At 68.6% G+C, this 16,537-nt stretch carries 13 protein-coding genes and 2 rRNA genes; 10 read left to right on the top strand and 5 right to left on the bottom strand.

What is annotated here, in order from left to right; translation table 11 throughout:
* Positions 1-13: 13 nt before the first annotated feature.
* Positions 14-1,645, bottom strand: a complete 1,632-nt coding sequence (locus tag ACW9TB_RS18920) for a peptide ABC transporter substrate-binding protein (protein ID WP_472749322.1) — start codon at positions 1,643-1,645, stop codon at positions 14-16.
* Positions 1,646-2,147: 502 nt separating this feature from the next.
* Between ACW9TB_RS18920 and ACW9TB_RS18915 the strand changes: the two genes are divergently transcribed.
* From ACW9TB_RS18915 to ACW9TB_RS18900, 4 genes are all read left to right on the top strand, one after another.
* On the top strand, positions 2,148-3,089 hold the full coding sequence (locus ACW9TB_RS18915) for an ABC transporter permease (RefSeq protein ID WP_472749321.1): 942 nt from the start codon (positions 2,148-2,150) through the stop codon (positions 3,087-3,089).
* Complete coding sequence (locus ACW9TB_RS18910; RefSeq protein WP_472749320.1) at positions 3,082-3,939, top strand: ABC transporter ATP-binding protein; 858 nt, start codon at positions 3,082-3,084, stop codon at positions 3,937-3,939. The genes ACW9TB_RS18915 and ACW9TB_RS18910 overlap by 8 nt, the downstream gene beginning before the upstream one ends.
* A gap of 114 nt (positions 3,940-4,053) precedes the next feature.
* Positions 4,054-4,575, top strand: coding sequence for a YbhB/YbcL family Raf kinase inhibitor-like protein (locus tag ACW9TB_RS18905; protein WP_386268682.1), 522 nt, complete (start codon positions 4,054-4,056; stop codon positions 4,573-4,575).
* Positions 4,576-4,655: 80 nt separating this feature from the next.
* Entirely contained in the window at positions 4,656-4,859 is a 204-nt protein-coding gene (locus tag ACW9TB_RS18900; RefSeq protein WP_472749319.1) for a hypothetical protein, read from the top strand.
* A gap of 61 nt (positions 4,860-4,920) precedes the next feature.
* On the opposite strand, the gene ACW9TB_RS18895 is transcribed toward ACW9TB_RS18900, so the two are convergent.
* Positions 4,921-6,249: a KamA family radical SAM protein gene (locus tag ACW9TB_RS18895; protein WP_472749318.1), complete on the bottom strand. Its 1,329-nt coding sequence runs from the start codon at positions 6,247-6,249 to the stop codon at positions 4,921-4,923.
* Positions 6,250-6,420: 171 nt separating this feature from the next.
* Between ACW9TB_RS18895 and ACW9TB_RS18890 the strand changes: the two genes are divergently transcribed.
* From ACW9TB_RS18890 to ACW9TB_RS18870, 5 genes are all read left to right on the top strand, one after another.
* Entirely contained in the window at positions 6,421-6,993 is a 573-nt protein-coding gene (locus ACW9TB_RS18890; protein WP_472749317.1) for a DUF1707 SHOCT-like domain-containing protein, read from the top strand.
* Between the two features lie 72 nt (positions 6,994-7,065).
* Positions 7,066-8,100, top strand: a complete 1,035-nt coding sequence (gene plsX, locus ACW9TB_RS18885; RefSeq protein WP_472749316.1) for a phosphate acyltransferase PlsX — start codon at positions 7,066-7,068, stop codon at positions 8,098-8,100.
* 130 nt (positions 8,101-8,230) lie between these two features.
* Positions 8,231-10,609 carry an HAD-IC family P-type ATPase gene (locus ACW9TB_RS18880; RefSeq protein ID WP_472749315.1) on the top strand — a complete coding sequence of 793 codons (2,379 nt, stop codon included), beginning with the start codon at positions 8,231-8,233 and terminating at the stop codon, positions 10,607-10,609.
* Positions 10,606-12,360, top strand: a complete 1,755-nt coding sequence (argS, locus tag ACW9TB_RS18875; RefSeq protein WP_472749314.1) for an arginine--tRNA ligase — start codon at positions 10,606-10,608, stop codon at positions 12,358-12,360. Before ACW9TB_RS18880 ends, argS begins: the two co-directional genes overlap by 4 nt.
* Before the next feature lie 143 nt (positions 12,361-12,503).
* Entirely contained in the window at positions 12,504-14,201 is a 1,698-nt protein-coding gene (locus ACW9TB_RS18870) for a hypothetical protein (protein WP_472749313.1), read from the top strand.
* A gap of 408 nt (positions 14,202-14,609) precedes the next feature.
* Here ACW9TB_RS18870 and ACW9TB_RS18865 read toward each other — a convergent pair whose 3' ends face one another.
* The gene (locus ACW9TB_RS18865) at positions 14,610-15,002 is read right to left on the bottom strand and encodes a cell division protein SepF (RefSeq protein WP_472749312.1); all 393 of its coding nucleotides are present in this window, start codon (positions 15,000-15,002) and stop codon (positions 14,610-14,612) included.
* Between the two features lie 206 nt (positions 15,003-15,208).
* Here ACW9TB_RS18865 and ACW9TB_RS18860 point away from each other — a divergent pair, with 206 nt between their 5' ends.
* On the top strand, positions 15,209-15,997 hold the full coding sequence (locus tag ACW9TB_RS18860; RefSeq protein ID WP_472749311.1) for a PhzF family phenazine biosynthesis protein: 789 nt from the start codon (positions 15,209-15,211) through the stop codon (positions 15,995-15,997).
* A gap of 266 nt (positions 15,998-16,263) precedes the next feature.
* On the opposite strand, the gene rrf is transcribed toward ACW9TB_RS18860, so the two are convergent.
* Positions 16,264-16,380, bottom strand: a 5S ribosomal RNA gene (gene rrf / locus ACW9TB_RS18855).
* Positions 16,381-16,452: 72 nt separating this feature from the next.
* Positions 16,453-16,537, bottom strand: a 23S ribosomal RNA gene (locus tag ACW9TB_RS18850); the annotation flags it as partial.

Here is a 16,537-nt window from a genome sequence, read left to right as displayed (position 1 = left end):
CCTCAACCGGTCGTCAGCTGGCCTTCTCGACCTCGGTCCACTCGATCTGGTTGAGAAGATTGATCTTGACGCCCTTGACGTGCTGGGAGAACGCGGCGTTGGTCCGGTAGAAGTACACCGGAATGTACGGCAGTTCCTTGATCAGGATGTCGTCGGCCTGCTGGTAGAACTTCAGGCCCTCCTCCTGCGTCGGGGCGGTGTCACCCTTGGACAGGAGCTCGTCGAACTCCTTGTTCGACCAGCCGGCGTAGTTGGAGCCGGTCTTGATCGCGACGGTGGAGAAGATCGGGGTCAGGTAGTTCTCCGCCGACGGGTAGTCGATCGCCCAGCCCATGCGGAACATGCCGCCGTAGGTCTTCTTGTCGAGCTCGTCGAGAATCGAGGCGAACTTCTCGAAGGGCTTGACCGTCACCTCGATGCCCAGGTTGGCGCGGAGGCTGTTCGCGACGGCCTCGATCCACTCCTTGTGCGGGCCGTCGGTGTTGTAGCCCAGCTCCAGCGTCTTGGGGCCGTTGTTCTCGGTGTACTGCGTCTTGGCCTTGGCGGGGTCGTAGCTGCAGGCCGCGCAGGCGCCGGCGCGGTAGCCGTCGAGGAGGGGGTTGATGAAGTCGTCCGCCGGGGCACGCGTGCCGGAGAAGACCTTGTCGGCGATGGTCGCGCGGTCGATGGCCATGGAGATGGCCTCGCGGACCTTCACGTTCGCGTACGTCTTGTTGTACTGCATCGGGAAGCCGATGTAGCCGACGCCGGCGTCCGCCTCGTCCATGTAGCGCTCGCCCAGCTCGGACTTGGCCCGCGCGATCGCCGACGGGGGCAGCGAGTCGTGGACGTCGAGGTTGCCCGCAGCCAGGTCGTTGAACGCGGTCTCCGGGCTCGTGTAGAGCTTGAACTGGAGCTTGGTGAACTTCGGCTTCGTCCCGGCGAACTTGTCGTACCGGGTGAGGTCGATCGTCTGGTCGGTGCCCTTGTTGAAGGGCTTGTCGATCTGGAAGTAGCCCTGGCCGATCGGCTTCTTGGCGTACTCCTCGGTGATCTTGCCGTCGGGGCCGAAGGCCGCCTTGGGCAGCGGGTAGAACGCGGTGTAGCCCAGCATCGTCTTGAACTGCGAGAACGGCTTGGCGAGGGTGACGCTGAAGGTGCTCTCGTCGACGACCTTGAGGCCCTTCATCTCCTTGGTGGAGACGGTCTGGCCCTCACCCGGGTTCAGGTCGGCCCAGCCGTCGATCCGGGCGAAGAAGCCGTTGGCACCCTGGACGTTGTCCTGGTTGGCGGCGTAGTTCCACGCGTCGACGTAGTTCTGCGCGATCAGCTTCTCACCGTTGTGCCACGTGTATCCGGGCTTGAGCTTGATCGTCCACACCGTGTTGTCGGTCGACTCGATCGACTCGGCGACCTCGTCCACGACCTGCTTGTTCTCGTCGTAGCCGACCAGCGGGGCGAAGATGGCGGCCAGGACCTCGGCGCCCTCGGACTCGGTGGTGTCACCGGGGTAGAAGAGCTTCTGCGGCTCGCCGAGCTCCATCCGCACGGGCTGGTCGGCCGCCGCCGTCCCGCCGTCGGAGGGCGTCGAGCTGCCGCACGCGGTCAGCGCGAGGGCGAGCAGGGCAGTGCCGGCGGTGAGCCGGGCACCCTTAGAAACACGCATTGCGGTAAATCCTCCCTATGCAGGCTTGCGTCGACACTGGGTTCCGTGGCCCGAGCACCGCGAAGGAGGATCTTGTGGTCCCTGCTTCCCGCTGTTCCGGTCCGGGTGCTGACGCCACACCGATCGATCGCGACTATTCCCTACCGCTCCACACCGACTTATATCTGTGATGTTGCAGTTCGGTCACGCATGAACTGATTCGGCGTCACATACCTGCCAACTCGACAAGACCAAGATCCCGAATGTGCATGAAAACGACATCAGGGCACACGTAGGACAAGAACGGTCACGCCAAAATACCCCCGCGCCGACACTGCTCGCATCCCTTACCCTCCGATGACCCTGACCTGGGCCTGCGCTGACCTGACCGCGAAGGGCCCGGTCTCCCGCTGGAGAACCGCGCAATTGCCCTGGAACCTGTTGCCCGGAGATCCCGTCCAATGTGTGCGGCGGACCCCCGCCGCAGGCACTTCATCCACTCGCATCCAATAGAGTCCTTGCCATGAGCCAGCCGGAATCCGCGATCGCGGACGCCCAGGCGGGCGGCCCGAGTAACGGCATCCCCGTGCAGGGGCAAGAGCCGCTGGCCAAGCTCGCCGCGCGCCACGGACTTCGGCGTGCCATCGCACGCCCGAGTCTTTTCGTCTACCTGCGCCAACTGTGGGAACGACGGCACTTCGTCATGACGTACGCCACGTCGCGCAACGTCTCGAAGTACAGCAACTCGGCCCTGGGCCAGTTCTGGCAGGTCCTCACGCCACTGCTGAACGCGGGCATCTACTACGTGATGTTCGGCCTGATCCTCGGCGCGAAGGGGGACATCAAGAACTACCCGGCCTTCCTCATCACCGGGATGTTCGTCTTCACCTACACCCAGCGCTCGGTGAGCAGCGGCGCCAAGGCGATCTCCGGCAACCTGTCGCTGATCCGTGCCCTGCACTTCCCCCGGGCGGCGCTCCCGCTCGCCTACACGATCCAGGAGTTCCAGCAGCTGCTCATCTCCATGGGCGTGCTGTTCGGGCTGGTGCTGATCACCGGCGAGGATCTCACCCTCATGTGGCTGCTGGTCCCGGTCGCCCTGTTGCTGCAGACCATGTTCAACATCGGCGCGAGCCTGGTGCTCGCCCGGGTCGGCTCCACCTCCCGCGACCTGAACCAGCTGCTCCCCTTCATCATGCGCACCTGGCTCTACGCCTCCGGCGTCTTCTTCTCCATCGAGGACAAGGTCGTGGGCCCGGGCGGCGCCGGTCTCCCCCAGTGGGTCGCCGACGTCATGTACTTCAACCCCGCCGCCGCGTACATCGAGCTCATGCGGGACCTGCTCATGCATACCCACGACCCCCGGCCGTACGTGTGGGCGGTCTGCGTATTCTGGGCGGTGTTCGCTCTGCTCGGCGGCTTCTGGTACTTCTGGCGAGCCGAGGAGAAGTACGGCCGTGGCTGAGTTGACCGAGGAGCTGTCCCGAGTGAAGGCCGAGGAGCCCGCCGTGCCGAGCACGGATGTCCGGGTGCACCCCAACCCGGAACCCGCCCCCGCCGATAACCGTGAGGGCACCCCCACGGTCATCGTGGACGACCTGCACATCATCTACCGGGTGTACGGCGCGGCCAGCGAGGTGGAGAAGGGCAACGCCGTCAACGCCCTCATGCGCCTCGTCAAGCGCCAGGGACGGCCGCAGATGAAGGAGGTCCACGCCGTGCGCGGCGTGTCCTTCGTGGCCCGCCACGGCGACGCCATCGGCATCGTCGGCCGCAACGGCTCCGGCAAGTCCACGCTGCTGCGCGCCATCGCCGGGCTCCTGCCCCCGCACTCCGGCGCCGTCTACACCGACGGCCAGCCCTCCCTGCTCGGCGTCAACGCCGCGCTGATGCGCGAGCTCACCGGCGAGCGCAACATCGTGCTCGGCTGCTACGCGATGGGCATGAACCCCAAGCAGGTCAAGGAGAAGTACGACGACATCGTCGACTTCTCCGGCATCGGGGAGTTCGTGCAGTTCCCCATGTCCACCTACTCCTCGGGCATGGGCGCCAGGCTCCGCTTCGCCATCGCCTCGGCCAGGTCCCACGACGTGCTGCTCATCGACGAGGCCCTGGCCACCGGCGACCGCGAGTTCCGGCGCAAGAGCCAGGACCGCATCAAGAAGATGCGCGACGAGGCCGGCACCGTCTTCCTGGTCGCCCACAACCTCGACGTGATCGAGGAGACCTGCAACCGGGTCATCTGGCTGCACAAGGGCAAGATCAAGATGGACGGCGACCCGAAGACGGTCCTCGCCGCCTACAACAAGGTCTGATCACCACGGCCTCGGACAACGGCGTCCGAACGCCACGGCCTCCGATCACTACGGGGTCCGGCGGCAGGGCAGGATGAGGAGCGACCGACAAGACGCTTCCATCGGAGGTGAATCGTGTCCACGCGGCCACCGATTCCGTATGACTTCCTGCCCCAGGTTCCCGCGCTGACCGTCGAGAGCGACGACGTCCGCGACGGCGAGCGCATGGCGGAGACCCACGTGTTCAACGACTGGGGCTCCACCGGCCAGAACGTCTCTCCCCACCTGCGCTGGTCCGGCGCCCCCGAGGGCACCCTCAGCTACGCCGTGACGTGCTTCGACCCCGACGCCCCCACCGGCAGCGGGTTCTGGCACTGGCTGCTGTTCGACATCCCGGCCGACGTGACCGAGCTTCCCGCGGGCGCGGGCGCGGGTGACGGCGGCGTGGGGGTGCACGGGCGCAACGACTACAGCCACAACGCCTACGGCGGCGCCGCACCGCCGCCCGGGGACCCGCACCGCTACATCTTCGCGGTCCACGCCCTCGACGTGGAGAAGCTCGGCCTCGACGCCGACACCCCGCCCGCCGTGGTGGGCTTCAACATCACCGCCCACACCGTGGCCCGCGGGTACGTGACGCCCGAATACCAGAACTAACGCGATACGTCACGTCCCCGGGTGGGACACGGGAGGCAATGGACTGACAGCGTGTTCGGTGTTCCGGTATGATTCGAACGTTGTTTCGATCCAAGGAAGCCGTCATGGAGTGGGGGCGCGCGATGCGAGAGCTGTCCACCGCGATCGACCACCTGTCCGTCGAGGACCCATCAGAGATTCCGCGTCTCCAGCTGACCGAGCAGCTCATCGAGCTGCACTGGCAGATGGCCAGACTCCAGGCCGAGATCGCCCGTCGCACCTCCGTGCGGGGCCCGGGACGCTGAGGCGGCGGGAGACGGGCCGGTGCGCACCGGCCCGTCTCCCCCCGGCCGCAGAGGGGCGGGGTCAGGCCGACAGCCGCCGGGGGGCGGCGGGAGCGGGCTCGAAGGGGAAGCGGTCGGCGAAGGCCGGGCGCAGGTCGGTGAGCCACACGGCGTCCGGGTCGTACCTCGCGAAGAAGGGGCGTCCGACCAGTTCCGGATCGCGCGCCTGGATGAGGTGGAGCACGAAGACCTTCTGCCCCGCGATCTCCGCGACGCCGTCCAGGCAGACCTTGCCGGGCGTGGCGGACATCGACGGCCCCCGTACGGTGCGGCACAGCCCGGAGACGCTCGCGTAGGCGTCCCTGAAGATCTCGTAGGCCCTGGCGAGCGGCACCGCGAAGTAGTCCTGCGGGCCGGTGTCACGCTCGACGAACATGTAGTACGGGATCATGCCCATGGTGAGCTGCCTGCGCCACATGGACGACCAGGTCCCGGGGTCGTCGTTGATCGACCGGATCAGCGGCGCCTGCGTCCTGACGACCGCGCCGGTGGCCGTGATCCCCGCGACGGCGGCCTCGACGATCGGGAGCTCCAGCTCCCGGGGGTGCGAGAAGTGCGCCATGAAGGCCAGGTTCTTGCCCGCGTCCACCACGGAGGCGAACAGGCGGAGCGTGTCGTCGCTGTCGGGGTCGGAGACGAACCGCTGCGGCCAGTAGGCCAGGGACTTGGTGCCGATGCGGATGGATTCGAGCTGTTCGATGTCGAGCAGCGGCTCCAGATAGCGGCGGAGCACGGGTTCGCCCATGATCATGGGGTCGCCGCCGGTGAACAGCACGCTGGTCACCTCGGGGTGGTCCTTGAGATAGCGGACGAGGGCGTCCACGTCGTCGGAGGCGAACTTCAGGTCCGGCTCCCCGATGAACTGGGCCCACCGGAAGCAGTAGGTGCAGTAGGCGTGACACGTCTGCCCCTGCCGGGGGAAGAAGAGCACCGTCTCAGGGTATTTGTGCTGCATGCCGGGCACCGGCTCCCTGCCGACGCGCGGGACGTTGAGGTCGAGCTGCCCGGCGGGGTGCGGGTTGAGCCTCATCCTGACCTTGTTCGCGGCCGCCTGGAGCTCCGCGTTCCCCGCACCTGCCTCCAGGAGACCCGCCAGCCCGGTGACGTCCGCCTCGGGCAGCATGTCCTCCTGGGGGAAGACCAGCCGGTAGACGGGGTCCTCGGGGACCGCGGACCAGTCGATGAGCTGATCCACTACGTAGGCGTTGGTCCGGAAGGGCAACACCGTCGCCACCGCTCTGATCCGGAGCCGCTCGGTGTCGCCCAGGCCACCCCTGCGCAACAGGTCGTCAAGGTGCTTCGCGGTGTAGGCACGGAACCCGCGCTTGGAGCCTTCGTTCAAGATCACCATTCCTTTGCCGAGAATTTTTGTCCTTGCTGCGGTAAACCTCACTGACCCTTCGTACGTCTCGAACGTGTTACATACCGGACGTAAACCGACCTATGGTCGGTTCCATATCTCGGCGATTTCTTCCCCTGGGAGATGTCGCGATATATCTTGAATAGTCGTACACTCGCAGTCATGACGCCCTATGAACCCGTTCTGCGCGCCTCAGACGCCGATCGCGACCAGGTGGCCGCGGTGCTGAGCGAGGCGTTCGCCACCGGCCGCCTGACCAGCGTCGAGCACGCCGATCGGCTGGAGGCCGCCTACACCGCCGTCACGACGGCCGACCTCGTCCCCCTCACCCGCGACCTGCCCGACGTCACCGCGCCCGCCCGCGGAGCCACCGCCGGACGGCAGGAGGTCGCCGCCGTCTTCAGCAAGGTCGTGCGCGGCGGGCGCTGGATCGCCGGGCGGCACACCGCGCTGAGCGCCACCTTCGGCGCGCTGATCGTCGACCTGTCCGACGCGGTGCTCCCGGGCCGGGAGATCACCCTTGAGGTCAACTCCTACTGTGGCAAGCTGATCGTGAGGGTCCCTCGCGACGCCCACGTCATCGACGAGGTCGGCGCGCTGTTCGCCAAGCGCAGCATCTCCGGCGGCACGGGCGAAGGGGACGGCCCGGTCATCAGGGTCGTCGGCCGGGTCACCTTCGGCAAAGTCATCGTCTCGCGGGAGAGAAGCGACTGGAATCTCCCCGGCACTCCCTGATCGGCCCGACGGACCGATCAGGTCCAAAGCCCGCCTACGATGCGGACAAACCATCCCGCACGAGGTGACCGCTTGCCTGAGACCGACGCTCCCGGCGTCCTGCCGATCGCCCTGGACGCGATGGGCGGCGACAACGCCCCCGACGAGATCGTGGCGGGAGCCGTGCAGGCGGTACGAGAGCACGGGATCTCCGTCGTGCTCGTCGGCGCCCCCCGCCCCCTGTCCGAGGCCCTCTCCCGGTACGACGCGACCACCGAGATCCCGATCGTACGGGCCGAGGAGGCTCTGGCCATGGACGAGGGCGCCCTCGCCAGCCTGCGCCGCCCGCGTTCCAGCATCGCCGTCGCCTGCCACCTCGTACGGCGAGGCGACGCCTGCGCCGTGGTCTCCGCCGGGTCCACCGCCGGGATCGTGGCCACCGGGAAGCTCCGGCTGCGCGGCCAGCCCGGGGTGCTCAGGCCCGCCATCGCCGTCGCCCTGCCGACCAGGCCCACCCCGACCGTCCTGCTGGACGCCGGGGCGAACGCCGAGGTCAAGCCGGAGATGCTGGTGCAGTTCGCCCACCTCGGCGCCGCCTACGCGGAAACCGCCCTGGGCGTCGAGAGCCCCAGGGTCGGCCTGCTGACCATCGGCAGCGAACCGGAGAAGGGCAACAAGCTCGTCAAGCGAGCCCACGAACTGCTGTCGGCCGCCCCGGGCCTCGACTTCGCGGGCAACATCGAGGGCCACGACCTGCTGACCCGTACCGTGGACGTCATCGTCACCGACGGCTTCACCGGCAACGTGGCGCTCAAGACCATGGAGGGCAGCGTCCGCTACGCCTTCTCCGAGCTCCGCGAGACGATCAGCGAGAGCCGGGCGGCCAGGGTGGGCGGCCTGCTGCAGAAGAGGCGCATCAGGGAGCTCCACCGGCGGCTCGACCCCGAGGTCCACGGCGGGGCCGTCCTCCTCGGCCTGAACGGCACCGTGGTCATCGCGCACGGCGCCTCACAGGCCAAGGGGGTGAGCGCCGCCTGCGTGCTCGCGGCCACGCTGGCCCGGGAGGGCGTGGTGGGCCGCATCGGCGAGCGCCTCGCCTCCGCCCCCCGCCCGCACCGCCTCTGGTGACACACCGTCTCCGGACAATACGCCACCTACCTGCGGTGATATTTACGGTATATCCAGTGACACCTCCCACCGCGTTCTCCGGCGCCGCGTACCCTGACCCTGAGTCTCAGTCGATCAAGCGGGGGGCCGCGTGGAGCAGGTGGCGGAACGAGGGCTGACCTCGGCCGAGGTCGCCGAGCGGGTGGCCGCGGGACAGGTCAACGACGTCAGGCGCCGGTCGAGCAGGTCGGTCTCGGCGATCGTCAGGGCCAACGTCCTCACCCTCTTCAACGGGGTGATCGGCGCGCTCTGGGTGCTCATCATGATCTTCGGGGAGTGGCAGGACGGGCTCTTCGGACTGGTGATCGTGGCCAACGCGGGCATCGGCATCGTCCAGGAGCTCCGCGCCAAGCGCACCCTCGACCGGCTCGCCATCGTCAACGAGTCCCCGGTCAAGGTCCGCAGGGACGGCGCCGACACCGAGATCCCGCCCCGGCAGGTCGTACTCGGCGACCTCGTCCTGCTCTCCCCCGGCGACCAGTCGCTGGTCGACGGCGAGGTGGTCGACGCCGACGGGCTGGAGGTGGACGAGTCGCTGCTGACCGGCGAGGCCGACCCGGTGCACAAGCGTCCCGGCGACGAGGTCCTGTCCGGCAGCTTCGCGGTCGCCGGGAGGGGCGCCTACGTCGCGACCAGGGTCGGCCGCGACGCCTACGCGGCCAGGCTCGCCGAGGAGGCCAGCGCGTTCAGCCTGTCCCACTCGGAGCTGCGCGACGGCGTCACCCGGTTCATCAAGTACGTGACCTGGCTGGTCATCCCGATCGGCGCCCTGCTCACCTGGAGCCAGGTCAGCAGGCAGACGAGCGTCGGCGAGGCCGTCACCGGCACGGTCGCCGGCATCGTCACCATGATCCCCGAGGGCCTGGTCCTGATGACCAGCATCGCCTTCGCCGTCGGGGTGATCCGGCTGGGCAGGCGCCGCTGCCTGGTCCAGGAACTGCCCGCGATCGAGATCCTGGCCCGGGTCGACACGCTCTGCCTCGACAAGACCGGCACCCTCACCTCGGGCGGCATGGAACTCGACGAGGTCCGCCCGCTCCGCGACGACCTGCCCGTGCACGAGGCCCTGGGCGCGCTGGCCAACCTCGACCCCGACCCCAACCCCACCGCCCGCGCCGTCCAGGTCCGCTACTCCGACTCGCCCGGCTGGACCGCCACCGCGAAGGTCCCCTTCTCCTCGGCCCGCAAGTGGAGCGGCGCCGAGTTCGGCGACCACGGCGGCTGGGTCCTGGGCGCCCCCGACGTCCTCCTGCCCCCCGGCACCCCGGCGTACGACGAGGCCGGGGCGCTCGCCGCCACCGGCCTGCGGGTGCTCGCCCTGTGCGAGGTCGCCTCGCTGCGCGACCCCGACGACCTCGGCACCGTCGAGGCCGCGGCCGTCATCGTGCTCAAGCAGCGGATCCGCCCCGACGCGGCCGAGACCCTCGCCTACTTCGCCGGGCAGCACGTCACCGTCAAGGTCATCTCCGGCGACAACCCCGAGTCGGTGTCGGCCATCGCCACCTCCCTGGGCATCCCCGGCGGGGACCGGGCGGTGGACGCCCGCACCCTGCCGGAGGACGATCCGGACAAGCTCGCCGAGATCATGGAGGCCAACACCGTCTTCGGCCGGGTCAGCCCGCACCAGAAACGGCTGTTCGTCGGCGCGCTCCAGTCGCGCGGGCACACGGTCGCGATGACCGGCGACGGCGTGAACGACGTGCTCGCGCTCAAGGACGCCGACCTCGGCGTGGCGATGGGCTCCGGCAGCGGCGCCACCCGGGCGGTCGCCCAGATCGTGCTGATGGACGACGGCTTCGCCAGCCTCCCCTCCGTGGTGGGCGAGGGCCGCCGGGTGCTGGCCAACATCGAGCGGGTCGCCGGGCTCTTCCTCACCAAGACCTTCTACGCGATCGTGCTCTCCCTGCTCACCGGGGTCATCGGGCTCGCGTTCCCGTTCGCCCCCCGGCACTCCACGCTGATCAACGCGCTGACGATCGGTGTCCCCGCCTTCTTCCTCGCGCTCGCGCCGAGCAACGAGCGCGCCAGGAGCGGCTTCGTACCCCGCGTGCTCCGCCTGGCGGTCCCCGCCGGGATCGTCTGCGCCACCGCCGTCTACCTGTCGTACTGGATCGCCCAGAGCGGGTCCGCCACCCTGGGGGAGAGCCGCACCTCGGCGGTGATCACGCTGTTCGTCGCCGCCTGGTGGGTGCTGGCCCTCGTCGCCCGCCCGTACGTCTGGTGGCGGATCGCGCTCGTGGCCTCCATGGCCGGGCTGTTCGCGCTCGCCCTCGCCGTCCCGTTCACCCGCGAGTTCTTCGCGCTCACCCTCGGCGGCCCCGCGGCCGGTCTCACCGCGGCCGGACTCGGCGTCGCCGCCGGGGTCGTGCTGACGGGCGTCTTCATGATCGTGCGATCCCGCCGTACGGAGCCGATCCAGGGCGATATCCAATCGGTTCGGGACCGGCCAGCCGATACCCTTGGAGCATGACCGACCCGCAGCTCGCACTGACCGAGCGCGTCCAGCAGGCGCTGGCCGCCGCCTTCGGTGCGGAATACTCCGACGCAGACCCGCTGATCCGTCCCTCGCAGTTCGCCGACTACCAGGCGAACGTGGCGATGAGCCTGAGCAAGCGACTGCGCCGGGCACCGCGGGAGGTCGCCCAGGAGATCGCCGAGCACCTCACCGGCCGGGCCGGGGACGCCCAGGACGACCCGTTCCCCGGCACCGTCGAGGTGAGCGGCCCCGGCTTCCTCAACCTGACCCTCTCCGACGAGTGGATCAGGGCGCGGGCCTCCGAGATCCTCTCCGACCCGCGCACCGGCGTGCGCCCGTCCGGCCCGCCGCAGACCGTCGTGATCGACTACTCGGCGCCCAACGCGGCCAAGGAGATGCACGTCGGCCACCTGCGCACGACGATCGTGGGTGACGCGCTCGCCCGGGTCCACGAGCACCTGGGCAACAAGGTCATCCGGCAGAACCACCTCGGCGACTGGGGCACGCCGTTCGGCATGCTCATCGAGCACCTGCTCGACATCGGCGAGGAGGTCGCCGTCGCCCAGCTGGAGGCCGGAGAGGGCAACGTCTACTACCAGACGGCCCGCGCGAAGTTCGACACCGACCCCGAGTTCAACGCCCGCGCCCGCGCCCGGGTCGTCACCCTGCAGGCCGAGGAGCCCGAGACGATGCGCCTGTGGCGCATCTTCATGGACGCCACGGTCCGCTACTTCAACAAGGTCTACGTCCAGCTCGGCGTGACGCTGACCAACGACGACATCGCCGGCGAGAGCATGTACAACCACGTGCTCGCCCAGGTCTGCGACGAGCTGCAGGAGCGCGGCATCGCCGTCCTCAGCGACGGCGCGCTCTGCGTCTTCCCGCCCGGCTACACCGGCCGCGAGGGCCAGCCGCTGCCGCTGATGATCCGCAAGAGCGACGGCGGCTACGGCTACGGCACCACCGACATGGCCACGATCCGCTACCGGGTCCAGGACCTCAAGGTCGACCGCATCCTCTACGTGATCGGCGCGACCCAGTCGCTGCACATGTCGCTGGTGTTCGACTCGGCCAGGATGGCGGGCTGGCTGCCCGACCACGTCAGGGCCGAGCACGTCCAGATCGGCAGCGTGCTGGGCTCCGACGGCAAGATGTTCAAAACCCGGAGCGGGAAGTCCATCAAGCTCGTGGAGCTGCTCGACGAGGCCGAGACCCGGGCCGCCGAGGTCCTCAGGGACAGCGACTACCCCGACGCCGAGCGCACGGAGATCGCGCACGCCGTCGGCATGGGCGCGGTCAAGTACGCCGACCTGTCGGTCAGCCACGACAGCGAGTACGTCTTCGACTTCGACCGCATGCTCGCCCTGACCGGCAACACCGGCCCCTACCTGCAGTACGCCCAGGCCCGCATCCGCTCCATCTTCCGCAAGGGCGGGGTGGCCCCGGCCGAGGCGAGCGGCCCGATCGTGCTCGGCCACCCGGCCGAGCGCGCCCTGGCGCTGCAGCTCCTCGGGTTCGGCTCGGTCGTCGAGGAGATGGCGGAGAACTCGGCGCCGCACAAGCTGGCCTCCTACCTCTTCGACACCGCGAGCGCCTTCACCACGTTCTTCGAGAACTGCCCGGTGCTGAAGGACGACGTCGACGCGGCCACCCGCGCCTCGCGGCTCGCCCTGTGCGCGCTGACCCTGAAGGTTCTGGAGACCGGCCTGAGCCTTCTCGGCGTCCCGGTGCCCGAGCGCATGTAACCTGTCCACCAGATGATCGTCTTTATTGGGAAAATGAAGGCGATCGTCTGGCAAAGTCATGTTCGGCGCGCCTCCCTGCGGGGATGTCCGAAGCGCAATACGCTGGCGCGGTCATCGGTCACAACTTCGGGGAGCTCTCTGCCTTGAGCACGGACCTGACCGCGAACTTGAGCACGGACACCACGCACCCGAGCACCGACCTGGCCACGGGCTTGAGCACCGACCTGGTCGCGACGTTGGACGCGGATCTGGCAGCGAGTGTGGACACGGAGCCGACCGCGAACGTGGACACCGACCTGACCGCAGACTCGCACACCACGGGCTCGCACTCCGAAGGCTCGCACCCCGAGGAGTCGCAGGTCGCGAACTCGCACCCGCGTTCTGGGGACGCGCACGTCGCGGACTCACCCGCCGGGGCGGAGTTGCGCCGCCGGGCCGACGCGCTCCTCACCGACCTGGCCGCCGGTATCGTCCCCATCGAGACGCCGACGGACTTCGAGGACGTACCCGATCACTGGCTGGCTCCGGCCGTCGAGGCGCTCGTGCTGCTCATGCGCGGGGAGGAGTCACTCGAACCCCTCGCCCGCGCCGCTCAGCGTGACGAGCAGCGGACCGCGCTCTTCCTCTGCCTCGCCCTCGCCGTGGCCGGTCAGGGCGACCGCATCCACGCCTCATGGCTCGGCACCGCCTTCGGGGAGCTGTCCCTGGACCGCCCGGTGACCCACGGCCAGCGGGCGCTCTGGCTCGCCGCCGCACGCGGGGCGTACGGCCCGGCGGGCAAGATCTTCGTTCTCCGCAAGCTCGACGCGGTGGCCGCCTCCCCCGCGTCCGAGCCCGACCGGTGGCTGCACGCGCTGATCCCCGACGAGCCCGCCACGGCCGTCTCACCGGCCCTGGCCGGTTTCGGGGAGCTCGCCGGGCTCCCCGAGCTGGCCGCCCCCGTACACGCCGCCGCCCGGCTGGCCCACCTGCTCGACCGCTGCGCCGAGATCACCTCGGCCCGCGAGAGCAGGGGAGGCGACGGCACCACCGCCGAGAAGACCGAATCCGCGAACGGTTCCGCGGCTCGGACGGACGCCGGAGCGACCGGTGAGGCACGCGGCCTTACGGAGGAGGCGACCGGCGGCCTGGGCGGTCTCGCGCTCATCACCGCCGCGCAGACGGACCGTTCTGGCGAGGCGACCGTCGTGTGGAGCGAGGACGAGCCGCTGACCGTGCTCCGCCAGCTGACGGGCTCCGGCACCCCCGAACGGCCGATGAGACCGCTCACCAGCCACCTGCTCGGCGACCTGCGTCCCGGCTCCCACCCCTACCTGGCCGCGATCGCGCTGCACGTGGCCGCGCCCATCGTACGAGCGGCGGGCGAGAGCCTCGCCGAGGCCACCCGCGCCGAGGCCCCCGAGTCGGTCGCCATACCGATCCTCGGCCACCGCGTGACGCTCAGGCCCGAGGGCCCGGATCCCGAGTCGCTGGGTGCCGCCGAGGAGCGGATCGCCACCGAGGGAGCACCGGTCCGCGGCCGTCCCTGGGCGGCTTACCTGCTGCTCGCCCTGGCCCCGGTGATCCTGGTGGTCGCGCTCGTCCTTCCCGTCCTCCCGCTCGCGCTGCTCGCGCCCCTGCCTGCCGTGGGAGGCGTCTACAGGCTGTGGCGCAGACGGCAGCGTGAGCGCGCCGACGCCGAATACGTCGTCACGCAGCTCGCCGAGCTGAGGGACCTCGCCCAGGGCGCGGTGTGGGCACTGCACGAGTACGCCCACGAGTCGGAGGGCCGGATCAAAACAGCGACCTCCGACCTGACCGAACTCACCCGCCTGCTCCGCCGGGGCCCCCGGGCAGGCTGATCTTGGTCTCTCCTACGGCCTCATCACGGACGCACATCGCGAGAAGTATCATGAACCCGCACGGCGCGGCGGATCCCCTGCTCACCGAGCCGCCCTGTCATCGGGGCACATCGCCGTCGACGCGCCTCCCGTGAAGCGACCTCGCCGTAAGGACGTACCGGCGGAGAGACCACGGACCCGCATCCGTGAAGCGGCGTCGCCATAGGGGCGCACACGGGCCTGCGGACACTTCCCGTGAAGCGGCCTCGCTACGGGGGCGGGGGCGGGCATACCACCGGAGGTGAACATGCTTCCGCCAAGGGCCTCGCCATCCGGTACGCGGACGCTCGCCAAGAGCGGCCTCGCACCCGTACCGGGCCCGATCGCTGACGATCGCACAGGACCCGTACCGGCAAGGCCGCTCCGGTTTCAGCCGTTGGTGATCTCCACTTCGGCAGGAGCCAGCAGGAAGACCTTCTCCGCGATCCGCTCGATGCGCCCCTCGCAGCCGTACGCCAACCCCGCGACGAAGTCGACCATACGGGTGGCCTCGGCGGTGCTCATCCCGCTGACATCCATGATGACGGTCTGACCGTCACGGAAGTGCTGCCCGATGACCGGGGCGTCGTTGTACTTCATCGGCGTCAACATCACGATCCGCGACGGCTCGTTCATCGCCCGCCAGCGCTTGGCCGCGCGCTCCGCGGCGGACTGCCAGTCTTCCTCTTCGCCCTCGACCTCGTCCTCGTAGTCGTAGGACTCGTCATAATGCTCGGCCCCGCCCAGGCCAAGGTAGCTCGCCACCTTGCGCACTGCCCCCATCGGCTCGTCCTTTCGCCAGGACCACGCCGTACCCGGCCTGTCCCTACACCTTGGACGGTAACCGACGACGAGAAGTTCGCCATGCGACACGCCCAGCGCTTATTTCCACTTTGTACGGCTACCGCACTGGTTTGCCTGATCCCCGACTTTGCCTGATCTCCTGACCCAACTTCAACCGATATCTTCGGCGCCGCTAGCATCGCGTCATGCTCGTCTACACGGTCGATTCGTTTACCGATGAATTTTTCAAGGGTAACCCCGCCGGGGTCTGCGTACTCGGCAATCCGGCCTCCGACGCCTGGATGCAGTCCGTGGCGGCGGAGATGAGGCACTCCGAGACAGCCTTCCTGCTCGGAGCGGAGGACGGCGGACCGTACCCGCTCCGTTGGTTCACGCCGGTGACCGAGGTGGCCCTGTGCGGGCATGCGACCCTGGCCGCGGCGCATGTGCTGTATTCCACAGGAACGGTCCCAGAAACCCTCGAATTCTCGACGAAGAGCGGAATCCTGTCCGCGACCAGGGATAAATACGGCTTAATCCGCATGGATTTCCCGGCAAAAGTACTCCAAGCGATGAGCCCTCCGGAAGGGATGATCGATGCGCTCGGAGTTAAACCTGTTTGGACAGGAAAAAATGTTTGGGATTATCTCGTGGAGGTCGAGTCCGAGGAGGCCGTGCTCGCCACCGCCCCCGACTTCCGTGCCCTGGAGGCCGTCGACGCGCGGGGCATCATTGTGACGGCTCGGGCCTCACGCCCCGGCGCCGACTACGTGTCCCGATTCTTCGCTCCCAGGGAGGGAATCCCCGAGGATCCGGTGACGGGCTCCGCCCACTGTGCGCTCGCACCATACTGGTCGGCCAAGCTCGGTTCCGACAGATTGGTGGGCGCCCAACTGTCACAGCGTGGAGGCGTGGTCCAGACGGCCGTAAGGGGCGACCGGGTCGAACTCGCGGGACACGCGGTAACCGTTCTCTCCGGCGAACTCCACGTCTAGGATCCCGCCCGGGGTTTCATGGTCCTGGTCGGCCCGGTGGTCTTCCCTTCCCATGGGTGTGCCGGTAGAGCCCTCAAGACCCGTGCCTAAGACCCGCGTCTAAGGACCCGCAACGCAAAAAGGGCCCCCGCCCGCGGCGGAAGCCCTCGTTCTCATAAAACCCCGCCGGTCCTCCGGGGGCCCGGAAAGCCCAGGACGTGTGGGAGTAGTACTGGTGAAAGCACGAAGGGCCCCCACCGCGTGGTGGAGGCCCCTCGTGAAAGATTGTCCGGCGGTGACCTACTCTCCCACACCGTCCCCGGTGCAGTACCATCGGCGCTGAAGAGCTTAACTTCCGGGTTCGGAATGTAACCGGGTGTTTCCCCTTCGCCATAACCGCCGTAACCCTATGAAACACACAAACCAACTGTTTGTTGTCTCAGAATTGCGTAGTGGACGCGAGCAAAAGTTGCTTTGTGGTCAAGTCCTCGGCCTATTAGTACTGGTCAGCTCCACACATTACTGCGCTTCCACTTCCAGCCTATCAACCCGGTCGTCTAC

Source organism: Streptosporangium sp. H13245, assembly GCF_055690525.1.
The sequence above is the reverse complement of the archived record's forward strand: the minus strand, read 5'-3'. Positions and strand labels throughout refer to the sequence as shown.

Coding starts and splice junctions, on each gene's coding strand:
- argS (WP_472749314.1), top strand. CDS start 10,606: ATGACCGACCCGCAGCTCGCACTGACCGAGCGCGTCCAGCAGGCGCTG.
- ACW9TB_RS18920 (WP_472749322.1), bottom strand. CDS start 1,645: ATGCGTGTTTCTAAGGGTGCCCGGCTCACCGCCGGCACTGCCCTGCTC.
- ACW9TB_RS18890 (WP_472749317.1), top strand. CDS start 6,421: ATGACGCCCTATGAACCCGTTCTGCGCGCCTCAGACGCCGATCGCGAC.
- ACW9TB_RS18865 (WP_472749312.1), bottom strand. CDS start 15,002: ATGGGGGCAGTGCGCAAGGTGGCGAGCTACCTTGGCCTGGGCGGGGCC.
- ACW9TB_RS18915 (WP_472749321.1), top strand. CDS start 2,148: ATGAGCCAGCCGGAATCCGCGATCGCGGACGCCCAGGCGGGCGGCCCG.
- ACW9TB_RS18895 (WP_472749318.1), bottom strand. CDS start 6,249: ATGGTGATCTTGAACGAAGGCTCCAAGCGCGGGTTCCGTGCCTACACC.
- ACW9TB_RS18860 (WP_472749311.1), top strand. CDS start 15,209: ATGCTCGTCTACACGGTCGATTCGTTTACCGATGAATTTTTCAAGGGT.